Origin of the sequence: Kushneria phosphatilytica, assembly GCF_008247605.1 — a bacterium.
In the GTDB taxonomy this organism is placed as follows: Bacteria; Pseudomonadota; Gammaproteobacteria; order Pseudomonadales; family Halomonadaceae; genus Kushneria; species Kushneria phosphatilytica.
The window spans coordinates 1,192,899-1,211,442 of sequence record NZ_CP043420.1; the positions used below are offsets into that span (position 1 = coordinate 1,192,899).

The 18,544-nt window shown below is 59.8% G+C and carries 16 protein-coding genes; 12 read left to right on the forward strand and 4 right to left on the reverse strand.

The annotated features are described in order from the left end of the window. The first annotated feature begins 33 nt into the window (after window positions 1–33). The 6 genes from FY550_RS05300 (at window position 34) to FY550_RS05325 (ending at window position 7,657) form a co-directional block, all read left to right on the forward strand. Window positions 34–576 (forward strand): DUF5943 domain-containing protein, encoded by a 543-nt coding sequence (locus tag FY550_RS05300; protein ID WP_070976354.1) that lies wholly within the window; start codon window positions 34–36, stop codon window positions 574–576. 24 nt (window positions 577–600) lie between these two features. Further along, entirely contained in the window at window positions 601–2,661 is a 2,061-nt protein-coding gene (locus FY550_RS05305; protein WP_070976356.1) for an oxidoreductase, read from the forward strand. 156 nt (window positions 2,662–2,817) lie between these two features. Continuing rightward, a complete protein-coding gene (locus FY550_RS05310) occupies window positions 2,818–4,806 on the forward strand; it encodes a (Fe-S)-binding protein (RefSeq protein ID WP_070976358.1) in 1,989 nt (662 codons plus the stop codon). Beyond that, the gene (locus tag FY550_RS05315; protein WP_070976361.1) at window positions 4,803–6,074 is read left to right on the forward strand and encodes an electron transfer flavoprotein subunit alpha/FixB family protein; all 1,272 of its coding nucleotides are present in this window, start codon (window positions 4,803–4,805) and stop codon (window positions 6,072–6,074) included. Before FY550_RS05310 ends, FY550_RS05315 begins: the two co-directional genes overlap by 4 nt. Then, the gene (locus FY550_RS05320; RefSeq protein WP_070976363.1) at window positions 6,061–6,876 is read left to right on the forward strand and encodes a hypothetical protein; all 816 of its coding nucleotides are present in this window, start codon (window positions 6,061–6,063) and stop codon (window positions 6,874–6,876) included. Before FY550_RS05315 ends, FY550_RS05320 begins: the two co-directional genes overlap by 14 nt. Before the next feature lie 181 nt (window positions 6,877–7,057). Beyond that, window positions 7,058–7,657 (forward strand): HNH endonuclease, encoded by a 600-nt coding sequence (locus tag FY550_RS05325; protein ID WP_168169270.1) that lies wholly within the window; start codon window positions 7,058–7,060, stop codon window positions 7,655–7,657. A gap of 30 nt (window positions 7,658–7,687) precedes the next feature. On the opposite strand, the gene FY550_RS05330 is transcribed toward FY550_RS05325, so the two are convergent. Beyond that, window positions 7,688–8,335 carry a transglutaminase-like cysteine peptidase gene (locus FY550_RS05330; RefSeq protein WP_070976365.1) on the reverse strand — a complete coding sequence of 216 codons (648 nt, stop codon included), beginning with the start codon at window positions 8,333–8,335 and terminating at the stop codon, window positions 7,688–7,690. Window positions 8,336–8,417: 82 nt separating this feature from the next. Further along, a complete protein-coding gene (locus tag FY550_RS05335) occupies window positions 8,418–8,945 on the reverse strand; it encodes a DUF421 domain-containing protein (RefSeq protein WP_149054399.1) in 528 nt (175 codons plus the stop codon). A 236-nt stretch (window positions 8,946–9,181) separates the two neighbouring features. On the opposite strand from FY550_RS05335, the gene FY550_RS05340 reads away from it, so the two are divergent. Continuing rightward, the gene (locus FY550_RS05340; protein WP_070976368.1) at window positions 9,182–9,439 is read left to right on the forward strand and encodes a hypothetical protein; all 258 of its coding nucleotides are present in this window, start codon (window positions 9,182–9,184) and stop codon (window positions 9,437–9,439) included. 107 nt (window positions 9,440–9,546) lie between these two features. Here the strand turns inward: FY550_RS05340 and FY550_RS05345 are convergent, their stop codons facing one another. Then, the gene (locus FY550_RS05345; RefSeq protein ID WP_070976370.1) at window positions 9,547–10,857 is read right to left on the reverse strand and encodes an aromatic ring-hydroxylating oxygenase subunit alpha; all 1,311 of its coding nucleotides are present in this window, start codon (window positions 10,855–10,857) and stop codon (window positions 9,547–9,549) included. 313 nt (window positions 10,858–11,170) lie between these two features. Here FY550_RS05345 and FY550_RS05350 point away from each other — a divergent pair, with 313 nt between their 5' ends. The 4 genes from FY550_RS05350 to fdhA all read left to right on the forward strand — a co-directional run bounded on the left by FY550_RS05350 (window position 11,171) and on the right by fdhA (window position 15,172). Then, window positions 11,171–12,274, forward strand: a complete 1,104-nt coding sequence (locus FY550_RS05350; RefSeq protein ID WP_070976373.1) for a hybrid-cluster NAD(P)-dependent oxidoreductase — start codon at window positions 11,171–11,173, stop codon at window positions 12,272–12,274. Window positions 12,275–12,371: 97 nt separating this feature from the next. Then, window positions 12,372–12,950 (forward strand): DNA-3-methyladenine glycosylase I, encoded by a 579-nt coding sequence (locus FY550_RS05355; RefSeq protein WP_070976375.1) that lies wholly within the window; start codon window positions 12,372–12,374, stop codon window positions 12,948–12,950. A 163-nt stretch (window positions 12,951–13,113) separates the two neighbouring features. Further along, complete coding sequence (locus tag FY550_RS05360; protein WP_325062975.1) at window positions 13,114–13,713, forward strand: Yip1 family protein; 600 nt, start codon at window positions 13,114–13,116, stop codon at window positions 13,711–13,713. Between the two features lie 262 nt (window positions 13,714–13,975). Next, window positions 13,976–15,172, forward strand: a complete 1,197-nt coding sequence (fdhA, locus tag FY550_RS05365) for a formaldehyde dehydrogenase, glutathione-independent (protein WP_070976377.1) — start codon at window positions 13,976–13,978, stop codon at window positions 15,170–15,172. Between the two features lie 252 nt (window positions 15,173–15,424). Here the strand turns inward: fdhA and FY550_RS05370 are convergent, their stop codons facing one another. Then, window positions 15,425–16,192: a 2OG-Fe dioxygenase family protein gene (locus FY550_RS05370; RefSeq protein ID WP_084387928.1), complete on the reverse strand. Its 768-nt coding sequence runs from the start codon at window positions 16,190–16,192 to the stop codon at window positions 15,425–15,427. A gap of 323 nt (window positions 16,193–16,515) precedes the next feature. On the opposite strand from FY550_RS05370, the gene FY550_RS05375 reads away from it, so the two are divergent. Continuing rightward, window positions 16,516–18,456 (forward strand): putative bifunctional diguanylate cyclase/phosphodiesterase, encoded by a 1,941-nt coding sequence (locus tag FY550_RS05375; RefSeq protein WP_233350275.1) that lies wholly within the window; start codon window positions 16,516–16,518, stop codon window positions 18,454–18,456. Window positions 18,457–18,544 lie beyond the last annotated feature (88 nt).

Here is an 18,544-nt window from a genome sequence, read left to right on the forward strand (position 1 = left end):
CGCGGGCAAAGAACAATTTCAGAGGTAACCGATATGACCCTGACGGCACCTGAACTGCCTATCAGCGTCGACAGCGAAACCGGTGTCTGGACCACCGATGCGCTGCCGATGCTCTATGTGCCGCGGCACTTTTTCATCAATAACCACGTGGCGGTCGAGGAAGCACTGGGTATCGAGAACTACGCCCGCGTGCTTTATGACGCCGGTTACAGGTCAGCCTGGCACTGGTGCGAGAAGGAGGCCGAGCTGCATGGCATCGAGGGCGTGGCGGTCTTCGAACACTATATGCATCGACTCTCCCAGCGCGGCTGGGGTCGTTTTATCACCGAAGAGATCGATCTCGAGCGTGGAATCGCACGGGTGCGACTGGAGCACTCCTGTTTTGTCTATCAGCTTGGCAAGGTCGAGCGTCGGGTCGAGTACATGTTCACCGGCTGGTTCGCCGGGGCCATGGACCAGATTCTTGCTGCGCGTGGTAGTTCGCTGCGCACGGTAGCAAAGCAGACCCAGAGTGCGGCGGAAACCGGCTGTGAGGTCGGTTATTTCGAAGTAATGCCGAAAGCTGTATCGGCTTGACCGGCCGGTTGATCGAGGTGTGCCATGGCTTATGAAACCCTGCTCAAGCCGATCCGGATCGGCAACCTGACCATTCGCAATCGAGCGGTCAGTACTGCTCATGCCGAGGTCTATGCCACCGAGGGCGGCATGACCACCGAGCGCTACGTGCGCTACTACGAAGAGAAGGCGAAAGGTGGCTGCGGACTTTGCATCTGTGGCGGCTCTTCGCCGGTGTCGATTGACAGTCCGCAGGCGTGGTGGAGTTCAGTGAACCTGGCCACCGATCGGATCGTGCCGCATTTCCGGAATCTTGCCGATGCCGTGCATCGTCATGGTGGGAAGATCATGATCCAGATCACCCACATGGGGCGTCGTTCTCGCTGGGATGGTTTCGACTGGCCGCATCTGCTGTCGCCCTCGGGCATCCGCGAGCCGGTCCACCGGGCGACCTGCAAAACCATCGAGGAAGAGGAGATCCATCGGGTAATTGACGACTTCGCCCAGGCGGCACGTCGGGTGAAAGAGGGCGGGCTCGATGGTATTGAGCTCTCAGCGGTGCACCAGCATCTGATCGATCAGTTCTGGAGCCCCAGGGTCAACAAGCGTACCGATGAGTGGGGCGGCAGTTTCGAGAATCGCATGCGTTTCGGCATGGAGGTGCTCAAGGCCGTGCGTGCCGAGGTTGGGGACGACTTCTGTGTGGGCTTGCGCATCTGTGGCGACGAGTTTCATCCCGATGGGCTGTCGCATGAGGACATGAAAGAGATCGCCGCCTGGTATGATGCCACCGGCATGCTGGATTTCTTCGGCGTGGTGGGATCGGGGTGTGACACCCACGACACGCTCGCCAATGTCATTCCCAATATGTCCTATCCGCCCGAACCCTTCCTGCATCTGGCCGCGGGAATCAAGGAAGTGGTCTCGGTACCGGTGATCCATGCCCAGAACATCAAGGATCCGACCCAGGCCAACCGTATTCTCGAGGGGGGCCATGTCGATCTGGTGGGCATGACCCGGGCACATATCGCCGATCCGCATCTGATTGCGAAGATCAAGTCCGGCGAGCCGGACCGTATCCGTCAGTGCGTCGGTGCCAACTACTGCATCGATCGTCAGTATCAGGGACTGGATGTGCTCTGCATCCAGAATGCGGCAACCTCGCGTGAGCATATGGGTCTGCCGCACGAGATCGAGCGCAGCGATGGTCCGCCGCGGCGAGTGGTGGTGGTCGGTGGGGGCCCCGGCGGCATGGAAGCCGCGCGTGTGGCAGCCGAACGCGGGCATTCGGTGACGCTGTTCGAGATCGAGCCCCAGCTTGGTGGTCAGATCACCATCGCCGCTCGCGCGCCCAATCGCGATCAGATCGCCGGCATTACCCGCTGGTACGAGATGGAACTGGCGCGGCTGGGGGTGGAATTGAAGCTCGGTACGCGTGCCGATGACGCCATGATCCGTGACCTGCAGCCCAATGTGGTGATCCTCGCCAACGGGGGCAACTCCTTCACCGATCAGGTGCCGGAGTGGGGCGCCACCGATGGCCTGGCGGTCTCGAGCTGGGACATTCTCCGGGGCACGGTCGAGCCCGGACGCAATGTGCTGGTCTATGACACCACCTGTGAATTTGCCGGCATGTCGGTGGCGGACTACCTCGCCAGCCATGGCGCCCAGGTGGAGATCGTGACCGACGATACCAAGCCGGGCGTCGCCGTCGGTGGCACTACCTTTCCTACCTACTACCGCAGTCTCTACGAGAAGTCCGTGGTAATGACCGGTGATATGGCCCTGCACAAGGTTTACCGCGAAGGAGAATCGCTGGTGGCACTGCTGGAGAACGAGTACACCGGCGAACAGGAAGAGCGGGTGATTGATCAGGTGGTGATCGAAAACGGTGTGCGTCCTGACGAAACGCTCTACTACGCATTGAAGCCTCGCTCGCGCAATCATGGTCAGCTGGATCTGGAAGCCTTTTATGCGGCCCGGCCGCAGCCATGCCTGGCGCATGATGACGGGGATTATGCGCTGTTTCGGATCGGGGATTGCGTGTCGCCGAGGAATACGCATGCGGCGATCTATGATGCGCTTCGCCTCTGCAAGGACCTGTAGGAAAGCTATTGCGCTCGGTCATGCAGTGTTGAAGGCCGGCTCACGATACTCATGGACACATCAGTCCACTGCACTCGTTCGCCGGCCTTCGCCTTGCCTGACCTTCGCTCATGACGCTTTCTCGGCGTAGCACCATGAACCGAGGGAGAAGATGCCATGGACCCACTACTCTCCGTTTTGATTTTGGCAGCGCTGGCCATGGGGGCACTGGGGGCCTGGCGGCGCATCCGCCTGTGGCGCCAGGGACGCCCGGCATCGGTCAACCTGCTGCAGGGCATGTTGCGCATGCCGCGGCGCTATCTGGTCGATCTGCACCACGTGGTAGCGCGTGATCGCTATATTGCCCACACCCATGTCGCCACTGCAGGCGGTTTCGTGGCGGCCATGGCATTGGCGATCGTGGTTCATGTGCTGGGATTCGAGAATGCCATCATGGCCGGCCTGCTGGGGCTCGCCAGTCTCGCCATGTTCGTGGGCACCCTGTTCGTGGCGCGCCGGCGCGTGAGACCGCCGGCGCGCCTGTCGAAGGGCGCCTGGCAGCGCCTGCCGAAAAGCCTGATGGCCTTCTCGTTCGGCATGCTGATGGTCAGCCTGCCACTCGGGGGCCTGATACCGGAAGGGGCGGTCAGTGCCCTGACGAGTCTGGTGCTGGGGATACTGGTCGGCTGGGGTCTGCTGGAGCTGCTGGTCGGCATGGGCTGGGGCGGGCCGATGAAACATGCCTTCGCCGGCGCGTCGCATCTGGCCTTTCACCGGCGCCCGGAGCGTTTTACCGATGTCAGTGGTGAGAGCCGGCACCCCGGCAGTCGCTCCACGGCGCTACTGCCACTCGATCTTGATGGCGAACAGACACAGGGCAGCGAACACCCCATGGGGGTCGGCCGGCCCGGTGATTTCAACTGGCAGCAGTTGCTGGGGTTCGATGCCTGTGTACAGTGCGGACGCTGCGAGGCGGCCTGTCCGGCTCATGCCGCCGGACAGCCGCTCAATCCAAAGAAGCTGATCCAGGACATGGTGGTTGGCATGGCCGGGGGCAGTGATGCGCACTACGCCGGTACGCCTCATACGGGGCATACCACTGGCGAGCACGGCGGGGCCCCCGGAGAGCGGATCGTACCGCAGCTGGTTGAGCCGGAGACGTTATGGTCGTGTACCACCTGCCGTGCCTGCGTCGAGGAGTGCCCGATGATGATCGAGCATGTCGATGCCGTGGTCGACATGAGACGCTTTCTGACCCTGGAAGAGGGTGCCACGCCGGAAAAGGGCGCCGTGGCACTGGATAATCTGATTGCCACTGACAATCCCGGTGGGTTCGATAACGCCAGCCGGCTCGACTGGGCCGCCGATCTCGAGTTGCCACGCATTCGGGAGCGGCCGGAGGGTGTGGATGTGCTGCTGTGGCTGGGGGATGGCGCCTTCGATATGCGCAATCAGCGTACCCTGCGCTCGCTGATCACCGTGATGCGGGCTGCCGGGGTCGATTTTGCCGTGGTCGGTGAAGAGGAACGCGACAGCGGCGATCTCGCCCGTCGCCTGGGCGATGAGGCCACCTTCCAGCAACTGGCGCAACAGAATATTGCCACGCTGTCGCAGTATCGCTTTGAACGCATCGTCACCTGTGATCCGCACAGTTTCCATGTACTGGGACGCGAATATCCCGATTTCGGTGGCCATTACCGGGTGCTGCATCACTCCGGGCTGCTGGCCGAGCTGATCGATGACCAGCGGCTACGGCTGGCGCCGGCGGTCAGCGGTTCGTCGCTGACCTGGCACGATCCCTGTTATCTGGGCCGCTACAACGGCGAGTTCGAGGCACCGCGTCGCGTACTGCGGGCACTGGGCATGGAGGTGCGTGAAATGGCACGTTCCGGCTACCGTTCGCGTTGCTGTGGCGGTGGCGGTGGCGCGGCGCTGACCGATGTGCCCGGCAAGCAGCGCATCTCCGACATGCGCATGGGCGATGCCCGCGATACCGGAGCTGAGGTCGTGGCCGTGGGGTGTCCGCAGTGCACCGCCATGCTGGAAGGTGTGGTCGAGCCCGGGCCACAGGTACTGGATCTGGCCGAACTGGTGGCTCGGGCGCTGGTGGTTGAAGAGAGCAATTCATCGACTCTGCGTGAACCGCAGGAGGAGATGTCGGCATGAACAGTAATATCATCGTACGTCGGGATCCGCGTGCCGAACGGATTCGGCGTAATCGGCTGCATCCCCGCCATCACGAGTTCTGCCAGCCGGCGGCGCGCTGGATGGGGCCGAATGGGGTGATGCGACGTAATCCGCATGTTACGGCAGCGATCGGTCCGAACGGTCTCAGGCGACTCGATCGTAGTGGCGCGACGGTCACCGCAGGCGCGTCGTCGCACAGCGTGAATGACGAACGCCACGATCAGCGGCGCCAGGTCACCCTTGAGTCGCCGGCCTTTCTGGTGGCGGTGGTACCCGAATGTCCGGAAGGACGGCTCTCTTCCCATGACCGTGATCTTCTGGGACTGGCGCGGCAGATCGCCGATCGTGATCCCGCCAGTCCTGGTGCCGTGCTGGCGATCACTTTCGATCACAATGCCCCGGAGCTGGCTGACGCCGGGGCCGATCGCTGGCTGGCGCTTGATGATGACGGCTATGCCGGCTACAGCCCGGAGTCCCGGTTAACTGCACTGGAGACCGTGGAACGCTGCTGGTCGCCCCATCACTGGCTGCTGCCGGATGGTCCGGCCGTTGGCAGCGACCTGGGGCGGCGGCTGGCGGTACGGCTGGCCCAGCGCAATTCGGCCGGTGAGGAGGCACGTGCGGCGACCCGGGTCTGGCAGGTCGACAAGGGGTACTGCCTCTGTCGTGGCGGTGGCGGGCATCAGGATATTCGCCGGCCGCTGCCGCATGTAGTACTGGCGCTGACAGAGTGTGCCGAGCCGGTCAGTGACACGAGACACGAGGCCAGAGTGGTCACGCTGGATACTACGCCGGTACCGTCGATCCGGCGGGTGACCGATCATGGTCGTGTGGCCGTCGATCCGTCGCGGATCGCCCTCGACCAGGCCCCCTTCATTCTGGCTGGCGGGCGCGGTATCGGTGACTGGGCAGGCTTTCACGAGACCGCCAGATTGCTGGGCGCTGCCGAAGGGGCCTCCAGGGTAGCGGTTGATGACGGCTACATGCCGCGAGCACGTCAGGTCGGGGCCACGGGCACCTTTGTCACGGCCGGTTGCTACATCGCCGTGGGTATCTCCGGTGCGGTACAGCATCTGCAGGGTATCGAGCGCTGTCAGCGGGTCGTGGCGATCAACAGCGACCCCGGCTGTGACATGGTCAGGCGCGCCGATCTGGCACTGATCGGCGACGGTGATGCAATTCTCGCGGCGCTGGCAGTGCGTCTCGGGGCGAGTCAGCAAGAGGAGTATCACCATGACGTCGCCTGAGGTACGGGTACTGGTCTCCAGCGGGCGTCATCCCGTCTCCGGACGCTCGGGGGCGGCGCAGGAAGATGCCCGGGCATTGGAGATGGCGCTGGCCCTGGCAGGCGAGCGGGTCTCGTTGCTGCATGCCGGTGATCCGGAAGATACGTCCCTGCGTTACTACCTGGGGATGTTTCATGATGTACCGGATCTGCCCGCTGTGGGTAATGCCGGTCAGCTTGAACTGCTCTCCATGACTGCATCATCGGATGCCTCACCGCTGTTGGCCGAGCGATTGCGTCACACAGGCGCTTCACTGGTGATGACCGGCATGCGCTCGGAAATTGGTGAAGGGTCAGGATTATTGCCCTATTTGCTGGCCGAGCAGCTGGGATGGAATCTGGTCGCGGGTGTCGCGACCATCGAGCAGTGCGATGAGGAGGGCGTTACCGTGCTGCAGGCGTTGCCGCAGGGGCAGCGGCGACGGCTGAGTGTTCGTCTGCCTTGTATCATTACCGTTGATCGGGCTGCACCGGCACCGCGTCAGAGTGCGCATGGGCCGGCAAGGCGCGGGCGGATTCGGGTAATCGAGCCCGATGCGGCTACGGCGCAGCCTGATCTGCTACGCAGTCAGTGGCAGTTCGAACCGGCCCGGGTGCGGCCAAAGCGGCTGAAGGTGATCAAAAGCGGTTCTGCGCGGGAACGCATGCGTGCGGCATCCTCGACCGGCAGTGGTGGCAGTGGGCAGGTCATGACCGAGCTGACGCCGGATGCGGCAGCCGAAGAACTGATCCGTTATCTCAGAGCCGAGCGGATGATCCAGTAAACCCGGGTGTAGCCTTCATGCCTGGTCTGCAGACCAGGGGGTATCTCCTGGCCATCTGTTGCAAAAGGAAGGCAATCCAGGCGCTTGTGACAGAAAATGAAGGTAACGTGCGGACTTGTCACCAAAAGGACACGCTGGTATAGCATCGTCTCAGCACCTCTTGATGACATGGGGAGTTCCAATGCGCCAACCCATGGTGTTACGTCTGCACGCTTCCGGTATTCCGATTGACTGGCTGACGCTTGAAGAGGCTGCCGTGCTGATGTCACGGCCGTCGGAGGGGGGGCTGGTCTGGTCGGATGGCGAGGGTGCGCATCGCCTGCATGGCGGTACCAGCTCGCTGACCGGTCGGCAATCCTATATCGATATCCCCGAAGTGCTGGGGGTATCGCCACCCACCCATGCCATGCTTGCCTTTGAACATACCGGCTTCAATCGTGTGCTGTGCAAGTATCGGGAAGGTTTGTGCTGTGCCTATTGCGGTGATCTGCTGACGCGTCAGGCGCTGACCATCGATCATATCCTGCCACGCTCCCGCGGGGGGCGGCTCTCCATGCTCAATGCCGTGGCCTGCTGTCAGCGTTGCAACAGTCTCAAGGGCAATCGCACTCCTGAAGAGGCGGGTATGGCGCTACTGCTCAAGCCGTTCGTGCCGACCATGGCAGAAGTGCTCTACATGACCCGGCCGCGGTACATGACCCCGCGTCAGCTCTGGTATCTCAAGGCACAGTTTCGCAACGCCTCGTTGCGGGACTATCTCAGCGAGGCCCTGGCGGCCTGATGTCAGGGACCGGTCGACGCAACCGGCTGCTCAGTAATCCAGCAGCCGCTGCATCCGCTTATCGAGCCTGACGCCTCCCAGCAAGACCCTTGCCGGGTCGACAACTTCAAATTTTCCCTTGTGATAGCGCCTGGCATGGTGCTGATCAAAGATCACGATGGGGGTGAGATCGCTGCGAGCATGCTCTGGCAGAATCAGCGGCGTGAGGTTATCCAGAATCAGGTGACTGCCATCATCGCGGCGATAGCGCAATACGGCATGGTAACTCGGCGTGAGCTGGTCTTCTGCGGCCATCAGATCCATCCGGTCGGGGGGGACGCCTGCCTGACGCAGGATCTGATACTTGGCCAGGGCAAAATCTTCACAGTCACCAGCGTTATCCCGAATCAGGCGATCGAAGCCCTTCCATTCATCCCGGGTGTCCGGTGTCTGGCGAGCAGCGTTGTTGATGACACGATTGACGTAGGCGAGCTGTTCAAGCCCCTTCAACTGACTGGCTCTTGCCACGAAATCCCCACGACTCAGGGTGACCGCCGAGGCGGAAGTATCGTCCCAGTAAGTAAAGGCATGAGCCGGCAGTACCCACAGCATCAGCAGGCTGAACAGCAGAGCACCCATGCAATGGTATGTCGTGCGACAGCGTCTGAGCAGGCGTGACCAGCGCGCGAACTCGATCATGACAGACTCCGTTCGGGATATCGGGCCTGATGCTACGGCACTGTCGCGCGCTCGAAGGTCTGATCAGATGGTGATTCGACGGTTATTTCTCCTGTGGTGCTGCTTCGCGCTTCAGCGATGGGACGGGATGTACATCACTCAATGCCGAGTGAGTAGTGCCTCGGTGGGGAATGACACTGAAACTGCCATCCGTTTCCAGCACGACTGCCGCGATCGCTTCGATGTCGGCATGACCCTGTTCGCGAATGGCTGCACGAATTTCGGCCTCGACGACGCGTTCTCGACGCATGATGTCATGACGATAGGTGCCTGCTTCGAGTAGCAGCGCCGGTTCGGCCTTGATCAGTCGACGCATGAAAGGGGAGCGCACCGAGGTAAAGGTAATGGCGAATTGCAATAGCACCAGCACGCATAGTGCCACGATGCTCTGTAGCAGACTGACACTGGAGGACATCAGGGCGCTGGCAAGTACCGACCCGAGGGCAATGGTGACGACGAAATCAAAGGCATTCCATTTCGACAGGGTGCGCTTGCCGGAAAGACGCAGTACCACAATAAGCGCCAGGTAGGTGAGGATACCGACAATCAAGACATGCCCGATTGACTGCATGAGGTGCTCCAGAATAACAGGGTTGGGTGTCCCTCCAGCATAGAAACTTCCCGGTGATCAGCCACCCTGCCATGGGTCATGACCTGGTTGCGACATGTTTGCAACCGGCGCCGTCATTGACCTGCACGCCGATTGTGGTGCTGAAGAAAGCGCGTTATCCTGGCGGAACAAGGCTATCCTGCGCGCGAGATTATTCGTGCGCGATAACAATATCCTGCCATGCTGGAGGGCCTGCCATGATGATGGCCGAACTCATCGACCAAACCGATTTTCGTCATCGCCTGAGTGCGCTGGGCGTCACCATTCATTCGGACGCTTCGCCCATGTGCGCAGCGCGCCTGGCCGCACGTTGTCATCAGGCACAGGGTGTAGAAGGACTGGATGCGCTGGTACGTGAACTGATGGGCAAGCGTGACGTCATGCTGCCATGCGTTCGCGAGGCCATCGAGGCGCATCTGATACCAGTACTGGGGAATTCGCCCGGTAGTCACTGAAAGCGGTGTCGGGCTATGGCTCGTAAGCACGCGTTCCTGTCATGCTGCCCCGGTTCCAATGACCGGGGCAGTGTCGTTTCAGCAGGCTGAAACCCTGCTGTCTGCTGCTAACCTCTGGCCAGCGATAGTGCCGGCTCCTCCGGTATGCTTTCATTGGCCTCTTCACCTGTCAGATGGGTGAGCATCCGCTCGCCATACCACTGCAGGAAATCGATCACGCCGAACTCGAAGGTCGGTGAATAGGGTCCGGGGCGATACGCCATGGAATTGATGCCGCGCTGATTCTCCTCGGCCAGTCGACGGTCCTGATCATTGGTGGCATCCCATACGGCGCGTAGTCGCTCGGGGTCATAGTCGGTCCCCTCTACAGCATCACCACGTACGATCCATTTGGTCGTGACCAGAGTTCGCTGGGGCCCCAGCGGCAGCACTCGGAAGGTGATCAGATGATCGCCGAGACAGTGGTTCCACGAGTTGGGCAGATGAAGGATACGTAGTGAGCCAAGATCCGGCGTAGTGAGACTTCCCATCAGCTTCTGACAGCCCACCTTGCCATCCGGCGTCATTGACACGATGCCATCGATCAGTGGTGTGCGAGTGAGGCGATTGCGACGATCCAGCCGAGTCAGCTGCCATGGGATGTTGCATGCCTCCCAGGTGGCCTGCTGACGCTTGACCAGCTCTCGGTAGGCATCACTGGCACGGGGGTCATCGGTATCGTCGAATTCCTGCAGCGAGGCGAGAAGCTCCGGATGGGCACCACTGCAGTGATAGCATTCGCGGTTGTTTTCGATGACCAGCTTCCAGTTGGCTTCCTCGACGATATCGGATTGCACGGCAACTCTGGCGTTGTCCATTTCATAGAGCGCCATGTAGTGCTCGAGTGTGGTCAGGAAGTCGTCAAGCGGTGGTGGTGTCTCGGCCAGACAGACAAATACGAACCCCCCGGCTTCACGCACGTGAAGCGGCTGCAGGCCATAGGCGCTCAGATCGAAGTCGTCTCCCATATCCTGGCCGGCAAACAGCAGGCGTCCATCAAGTTCATAGGTCCACTGGTGGTAGGGGCAGACCAGTTTGGCGACCTTGCCTTTTTCGTGTAGACAGAGCCGTGAGCCGCGATGGCGACAAACATTATGGAAACCATGGAGTGTGCCATCACCGCCGCGCACGATAACGATCGGATTGTCACCGATGTCGAGGGTGACGAAATTGCCCTTCTTCGGCATTTCGCAGCCCATGGCGGCGAACAGCCATTCGCTTTTGAACAGGGTTTCCATTTCCAGTTCGAACACGCGCTGATCGTTGTAGAACGGCTGCTCCAGAGAGAGCCGAGGATCGCGTCGGCTGAGCATGTCATATACGGCATAACGGGTCTGCTGGCGGACATCATCTTCCGGCAGGCGGACAAGCGAGTGCATGGTATTCCCTCCCATGGCACGGCAGTAAGAACAATGATGCGCTCATCGGCATCGATGTGACTTGAGTCTGCGCCGGAAAGGGGCCGAAGGGTTGTCCGCTCGCGACGCCCTCTGATGCGAAACCGACGCTTTGGAAGACCCTGCCGAATGTGACTGGTGAGAACGACTAACTGCGTGTCGTGAATGGGAAAGTCATCGCTGACAAGTGGCTCGACAATCGATCTCATGATCTCCCGCGGGAGATGCTGCCATACCGGCTGTCACGTGAAAGCCGGTTCATCCGTATCGATATCGCGCTGGCAGGGGGACGACCATGTCCGAAGCGTTTCTCAATCCGGTCAACACCCAGACCTGGACCAACGGTCGCCACGAGGTGCGCTGTGTCAAGGTCATCCAGGAGACGCGTGACGTACGCACCTTCTGTTTCATGGCCGAGCAGCCGGTGATGTTCTTTTTCAAGCCGGGGCAGTTCGTGACGCTTGAACTCGACATCGGCGGGCGTCAGATCATGCGCTCTTACACCATATCCAGTGCACCCTCGGTGCCCTACAGCTTTTCGATCACCGTCAAGCGGCTACCCGACGGTGAGGTCTCGAACTGGCTGCATGACAATTTCGGTGAAGGCGACCGCCTGGTGGTGCATGGTCCGGTGGGTGGGTTCAACGCCATCGATCACCCCTCGGAAAAGGTGCTGTACCTCTCCGGTGGTGTCGGTATCACGCCGCTGATGTCGATGACCCGCTGGTTCTTTGACACCAATGCCAATGTCGATATTGCCTTCGTACACAGTGCCCGGACGCCGGCGGATGTGATCTATGCCCGGGAGCTGGAACACATGGCATCGCGCATTCCCGAGTTCGATCTGCACATTGTCTGTGAGCGCCGTGAGATCGGGCAGAGCTGGGCCGGCTACCGGGGCTTTCTGACCCGGCAGCTGCTGGAACTGATAGCCCCTGATTACCTTGAACGCGAGATTTTCTGCTGCGGTCCCGAGCCTTACATGAAAGCCGTGCGCGGTATCCTGAGCGATCAGGGATTCGACATGTCGCATTACCATGAAGAGTCCTTTGGCGCCACGCCGGCATCGGTCCGTGAGGATGCGCTGGAGTGGTCCGAAGCCGCCGAGGCACAGGCCGAGGAAGTCGATCGGGCTGATCTGATTCCGATCGAGTTTGCTGAAAGCGGGCGCAGTATCCGGGTGGGCGATAACGATACCATTCACGCTGCCGCCGCGCGGCTCGGCCTGCATATCCCCAAGGCCTGTGGCATGGGCATCTGTGGGACCTGCCGGGTCATGATGCTCGAAGGTGAAGTCGAGATGGAGCACAACGGCGGCATAACTGAAGATGACGAAGCTGAAGGGTATATTCTGTCCTGCTGTTCACGACCGAAAGGGCGGGTGGTCATCGACTATTGAGTCCGAACCATATTGACCGATTCGGTCAGTGTCATTGGGGCGGTGATTTGCGGCACTATTCGAAACCATTGGACGACCTTCCTCGGGAGAACAAGACATGGTGACGGATGAGTGTCGCTGCCGCTGGGCGCAGGGCAATGCGCTGCTGGCCGAGTATCACGATCATGAGTGGGGCGTGCCGGAATACGATGATCGTGCCCTATGGGAAAAGCTGATGCTGGACGGTTTCCAGGCCGGGCTGTCGTGGCTGACCGTACTGCGCAAGCGGGAAGCCTTCCGTGAGTGCTTCGCCGGTTTCGAGCCGGAACGTGTGGCGCAATTTGAAGAGCCCGATGTTCAAAAGTTGCTCGAGGATGCACGCATCATCCGCTCACGTGCCAAGATAGAAGCGACCATCGGCAACGCTCGCGCCTATCTGGCCATGCGTGATCAGGGCGAGCCTTTTGGCGCCTTCGTCTGGCAGATGATCGGTCATCGGCCGATTCAGAACGAAGGGCCGGTACCAACACAGACAGCCCTTTCAAAAGAGCTCTCTCAGGCGCTGAAACGACGCGGTTTTCGCTTTGTCGGGCCCACCATCGTGTATGCCTGGATGCAGGCGGTAGGGATGGTCAACGATCACGCTGAACACTGCTGGCGGCGTCAGCCGGTAGCGTCAATGGCCGACCGATGCTGACATTCCGGGTTTCGGCCTGACAATGAGCGAAAGGTGCCATGGCTCGAATTCCTCCATGTTCTATGCTGCAGACAGGGGCGCACCACGGCTCCCTTCGGATAACCGAGTTAAAACCCGTACCCGCCTGTCGATGGCGCCCACGGCAAGTGGGAGGAGGTGTTACATGATGATGCAGCATGTCTGGGGACTTCTGGCCCATCCCGGCAGGGAGTGGCAGCAGATACGTGGAGAAGCGGAATCGGAGACCATTGCGCAGCATTACACTCGCCATGTGCTGCTACTGGCGGCCATACCCGTGATCTGCTCGTGGATCGGTACTACACAGTTCGGCTGGAATTTCGGTGAAGGCAAGGCCGTTACGGTGTCACCGGTTACGGCATTCTATCTGGCGATTGTCTTTTACATCATGCTTCTCGCGGCTGTCGCTCTGATGGGAAGCGTACTGCACTGGCTGGCCCATCGGTTTCCCCACCGGCCGAGTCGACGGCGCTGTATCATCTTTGCCGGTTATATTGCGACGCCGATGTTCCTCAGTGGCATTGTCGCGATTTATCCGCTGATCTGGCTGTGTCTGCTCGCCGGTACGATTGGCCTGTGCTACACAGGCTGGCTCCTCTATCAGGGGGTACCGGGTTTCTTCAGTGTCAATGCACGCGATGCCGGCATCGTTTCAGTATCCACTCTGGGTATCGGTGTACTGGTGCTTGAGGCGCTGCTGGCGGCCACGGTGGTGCTCTGGGGATATGGTCCGGATCTTTTCTGATGATTAGCGGTATGTTGCGGTTCGCGGCCACCTTCGGGTGGCCGTTTTTGTTTCCGCCACGCTCGTGGCTGCGTCAATGACCTGTCCGAAAACGACAACTACGACAAATGGCCAGGTTCCTGCTTGTCGGGTGGGTTGGACACTGACGAGTGGAGCGTCGTATCGGCTGCTGAAGCATGCAGATCATACGGGTACGCCTTTACGGCGCTGTTGGCGTATCGGGTCCCAATGCGCCTGACATATCAGCAGAGGAGTGAACCTCATGGCTTCAGCAGATAATCGCGGTGTTGTGTATCGAGGTGCCGGCAAGGTGGCGGTTGAAGATATTGCTTTCCCGGAACTGGCACTGGGTAATCGCAAGTGTGAGCATGGTGTCATTCTCAAGGTGCTGACCACCAATATCTGCGGCAGCGATCAGCATATGGTGCGTGGCCGTACGACGGCTCCCGAGGGGCTCGTGCTGGGTCACGAAATTACCGGAGAAGTCATCGAGTGTGGCCGTGATGTCGAATTCGTCAAACAGGGGGATGTTGTCTCCGTTCCTTTCAATGTCGCCTGTGGTCGCTGTCGCAACTGCCGTCGGGGCGATACGCACATCTGTCTCAATGTGAATCCTGCTCGACCCGGTGGCGCCTACGGCTATGTCGATATGGGGGGATGGGTCGGCGGTCAGGCCGAGTATGTCATGGTGCCTTATGCCGATTTCCAGCTGCTGGTCTTTCCCGACAGGGAACAGGCCATGGAAAAGATCCTCGATCTGACCATGCTGACGGATATCTTTCCGACCGGTTTTCATGGCTGTCTGACGGCCGGGGTGCAGCCGGGCTCTACCGTGTATATCGCAGGCGCCGGACCGGTGGGGTTGGCGGCGGCGGCTTCTGCGCGGTTGCTGGGGGCCGCCTGTGTCATTGTCGGCGACATGAAACCGCAACGTCTTGAACAGGCGCGCAGCTTCGGTTGTGAACCCCTGGATCTGCGCCAGGATGCCAGTATGCCGGAATTGATCGAATCGATTCTGGGGGTCCCGGAAGTGGATGCGGCAGTGGATGCTGTCGGCTTTGAAGCCAATTGTCATGGGCACAATCATGCCCATGAGCAGCCTGCCACGGTACTCAATGCGGCGATGGAAATTACCCAGGCCGGCGGCCGGGTCGGTATTCCGGGGCTCTATGTTACCGAGGATCCGGGGGCTTCCAGCGAGGACGCGAAGCACGGCAATCTGTCGATGAAATTCGGTCTGGGCTGGGCCAAGGCCATGTCTTTTCATACCGGCCAGACACCCGCGATGCGCTATCAGCGACAGCTGATGCAGGCCGTTTTGCATGGCAGGGTGGAAATCGGCAAGGCCGTGAACGCTACGCCGATCAGTCTTGAGCAAGCGCCAAAGGGCTATGCTGATTTCGATAGCGGTGTGGCCAAAAAATTCGTGATTGACCCGCACGGCATACTGAACACCTGATCGGCGGAGACGCTTTTGCGTCTGCCTGCTCAGGAGGTCGTTCAGCACATTGGCACAGTGCCTGGCGTGCTGCATCACTATGGTAATCGCCCTGACATATACCTCCGAGACGCCAGGGCACACCCGAGGCCGGGGATACACTCGCCATGATGGAGCGCGACTGCTTCTCGGGGTACTCCCGGATCATCGCTTGACGCATCATTGAAAGGAGCACCGGGCCACGTTGTGTGGCCCGGTGATGTCAGTGTCGGATCAACTGACTTCGTTGATCACGGCATGTGGGAAGTGACGCCGCAACATGCGGTTCTGGAAACCGTCGACGAAGCGGCAATTGATGATAATGATGAAGCGCTCGAAAGGCTGATCCGGATCTTCCTGTTCGAGACCATTGGCGCCGTGGTAGAGCCGATCATCGCGCAGATGGAGGACCTCGCCGGGTTCCAGCACCTGACGGGCCAACAGTTGTGTACCGGCCTTGTCGGCGTAGAGACAGCTGTCGCCTCCCCGGACATTCTCACGATTGAGTACCATGATACTGAGGAACTGGCTGCCGTCGGCGTGAATGCCCTGGCCCTGCAGCGGATCCAGCTGGCCTGTACCCTTGACTCCCGTGATTTGCATCAGGATTGGCTCGCGTGGACTGATCCCCCAGAGCTCTGTCCAGGCCCGCACGAAGGCCTGCACATCGTCCCGTTCGATGAAGGATCGCTCCAGGGCAGGATAATAGCGCAGCTTGTCCGCCATGCTGTCTGCATCATTGAACATGCCGCCCTGAGCCATTGGGCATTCACCCATGTCGGCAATGTCGCCATCATCGGTAATGTTGAGCCATGCCATGCGCTTCCAGCGATCGTTGACGTAGGGGTCGCGCGGAAGGTCGTCAAGATAGCGTTGCCAGGCCGCCAGGTCGATCTGATGGCTCATGTCGGTGATACTCCAGTTTTGTGCCTCGAGATCACGCTCGACATGTGGTGCCCAGAACTGATGGCGAGTAGCAGCACTGATATGGGTCACTTGCATTAGAGACTTCCTCTTGATTGAGTTTGCCCCACCAGGGGCCGTTATGTGGTCAGGCCGTCGTTTGACGACCTCGATCAGAAGGGCAACAAAAAATGTTAAAGAGTGTTATTTCGCGTATCTGAGCAGTACATGAGATGCTGTTTTGCTCATTTGCGAGCCGGTTCATGCTTTTGCGTTGAAAAGTCCCAGGGCGCGTGTAAAAAGGGTTGGGCAAAACACCCTTTAAAAGTTGTGGCCCTGCTCAGCTTGTGGGGTGAGACTGGAATTGGCATTGAAGTGGGGGTGTGGGCTGAGGCGGCACACTTTGGACTGAGGGAGGGAAAATGGCCGACCGGATAGGCAGAGGGGCAATGGGCTTTGCCATTGCACTGGCCGTGGTGCTGGCCTGTAGTCTGATGGCGCTGGAATGGACCCGGGTGTCGCTGGCCTGGCAACAGGGGGCAAGTCTCGCCATCCTGCTGCTGCTGTTATTGACCATTGGTTATATTGCCCGCGGCTGGCGGCGTCTGGATGTGGAATTCCGGACTCGGGTCGGCCCTGAAAAACTGGCTCTGGCCCAGCGTCGTCACGGAGAAAGCGAGCAGCGTTTCCGGGCGTTACTGGAGAGCCTGCCGAAGGTGGCGGTTCAGGGATATGATCGCGAGCGACGAGTGATCTACTGGAATGAAGCCAGTACGCAACTCTATGGTTACGATGCCGAGGAAGTGCAGGGCAGTCTGCTCGAAGATCTGATCATTCCCGGGGAGATGCGTGAAGATGTGATACGCGCACATCGCAACTGGATTACAAAAGGAGATGCCATACCCCCCGGTGAGCTGGAGCTGGTCAGTAAAAGTGGCGCGCCGGTTGCCGTTTTCTCTCACCACGTCATGCTGGGTGAGCATACGCACGATCCACTGATGTTCTGTGTTGATGTCGATCTTTCCGATCAGAAACAGGTCAGACGAGAGCTCGATTTCGTCACGCATTTCGATCCACTGACCCGATTGCCCAACCGGCGCACCTTCGAGTCCGAGCTTGAGGGGTTCATGCGCGAGTGTCAGCGGCGACGCATGCATCTGGCGGTACTGTTTATCGATCTAGACCGCTTCGGTGATGTGAACGTGGCGCGTGGCTTTGAACAGGGCAATCAGTTGCTGATGCAGGTGGCCGATCGTCTTCGCGAGTGTCAGCAGGACTCGGCATTGCTGTCGCGCTTTGATGCCGATGAGTTCGTCATGGCCTTTGCCTATCTGAGCGCAGAACGGGATGTATTAACGCTGATCGACCGCATCATGGCGCAGTTCAGTGCTCCCTTTGCACTTGAAGGGGGTGAGCTGCACGTGACCGCAAGGCTGGGGGTGAGTCTTTACCCTGATAATGGTCGTGAAGCAGCCGAGCTGATTCACCATGCCGAATTGGCCAAGAATCGCGCCAAGGGCTCCGATCACAGCCGATACTGGTTCTTCAATCGCCAGATTCACGACACCCTTTTACGGCAGCATGAATTGCTGGAGCGGCTCCAGCGAGCCATCGAACGCCAGGAGCTGTGTGTTCATTATCAGCCCCAGGTCTCATCAATGAGTGGGCGTATCGAAAACCTCGAGGCCCTGGTGCGCTGGTTTCCGGAAGACGGGGGTGAGCCTGTCCCGCCGAGCGAGTTCATTCCACTGGCCGAGCGCTTTAATCTGATTCATCGCCTGGGGGACTGGATTGTTCGTGAGGTCTGTCGTCAGCAGGCCTGCTGGAAAGCTGCAGGATTGAACGGGTATCGCATCGATATCAATTTCTCCGGGCGTCAGATTGCCGTACCCGGTGTCTTTGATCAGCTTCAGCGTTGCATGCAGGAGTATCATCTCAACCATCGCGATATCGGCATCGAGCTGACCGAGAACGTACTGGTTCAGGCTGACGATAGTGTGCTTGAGTCGCTGCACCGGCTCTATCATCGCGGTATGAAGATCGCCATCGATGACTTCGGCACCGGTTATTCGACGCTGAGCTATCTCAAGCTGTTTCCGGTCACCTCGCTGAAGATCGATCGCAGCTTCGTAACCGATGCACCTGCCAGCCCGCGCGATCGGGCCATTCTGGCCGGGATAGTCTTCATTGCGCATCGGCTGGGTCTTGAAGTCGTGGCTGAAGGGGTCGAAACCCTTGCCCAGCTTGAGCTGATGCGTGATCTCAATTGTGATCTGGTCCAGGGCCATTATCACTTCCGTCCCATGCCGGCCGCTGAGGTCCAGCGCCTGATGCGTGATCAGCCATTGCTCAGCATCCCCTGAATATATTGTGGCCATCACACTCGACGGGCATGTCGCAAACGCATCATGGCATGGCGTCAGCGAGCACTTGACCCGGTAGCACCCGTTC

Coding starts and splice junctions, on each gene's coding strand:
- FY550_RS05300 (WP_070976354.1), top strand. CDS start 34: ATGACCCTGACGGCACCTGAACTGCCTATCAGCGTCGACAGCGAAACC.
- FY550_RS05305 (WP_070976356.1), top strand. CDS start 601: ATGGCTTATGAAACCCTGCTCAAGCCGATCCGGATCGGCAACCTGACC.
- FY550_RS05310 (WP_070976358.1), top strand. CDS start 2,818: ATGGACCCACTACTCTCCGTTTTGATTTTGGCAGCGCTGGCCATGGGG.
- FY550_RS05315 (WP_070976361.1), top strand. CDS start 4,803: ATGAACAGTAATATCATCGTACGTCGGGATCCGCGTGCCGAACGGATT.
- FY550_RS05320 (WP_070976363.1), top strand. CDS start 6,061: ATGACGTCGCCTGAGGTACGGGTACTGGTCTCCAGCGGGCGTCATCCC.
- FY550_RS05325 (WP_168169270.1), top strand. CDS start 7,058: ATGCGCCAACCCATGGTGTTACGTCTGCACGCTTCCGGTATTCCGATT.
- FY550_RS05330 (WP_070976365.1), bottom strand. CDS start 8,335: ATGATCGAGTTCGCGCGCTGGTCACGCCTGCTCAGACGCTGTCGCACG.
- FY550_RS05335 (WP_149054399.1), bottom strand. CDS start 8,945: ATGCAGTCAATCGGGCATGTCTTGATTGTCGGTATCCTCACCTACCTG.
- FY550_RS05340 (WP_070976368.1), top strand. CDS start 9,182: ATGATGATGGCCGAACTCATCGACCAAACCGATTTTCGTCATCGCCTG.
- FY550_RS05345 (WP_070976370.1), bottom strand. CDS start 10,857: ATGCACTCGCTTGTCCGCCTGCCGGAAGATGATGTCCGCCAGCAGACC.
- FY550_RS05350 (WP_070976373.1), top strand. CDS start 11,171: ATGTCCGAAGCGTTTCTCAATCCGGTCAACACCCAGACCTGGACCAAC.
- FY550_RS05355 (WP_070976375.1), top strand. CDS start 12,372: ATGGTGACGGATGAGTGTCGCTGCCGCTGGGCGCAGGGCAATGCGCTG.
- FY550_RS05360 (WP_325062975.1), top strand. CDS start 13,114: ATGATGATGCAGCATGTCTGGGGACTTCTGGCCCATCCCGGCAGGGAG.
- fdhA (WP_070976377.1), top strand. CDS start 13,976: ATGGCTTCAGCAGATAATCGCGGTGTTGTGTATCGAGGTGCCGGCAAG.
- FY550_RS05370 (WP_084387928.1), bottom strand. CDS start 16,192: ATGCAAGTGACCCATATCAGTGCTGCTACTCGCCATCAGTTCTGGGCA.
- FY550_RS05375 (WP_233350275.1), top strand. CDS start 16,516: ATGGCCGACCGGATAGGCAGAGGGGCAATGGGCTTTGCCATTGCACTG.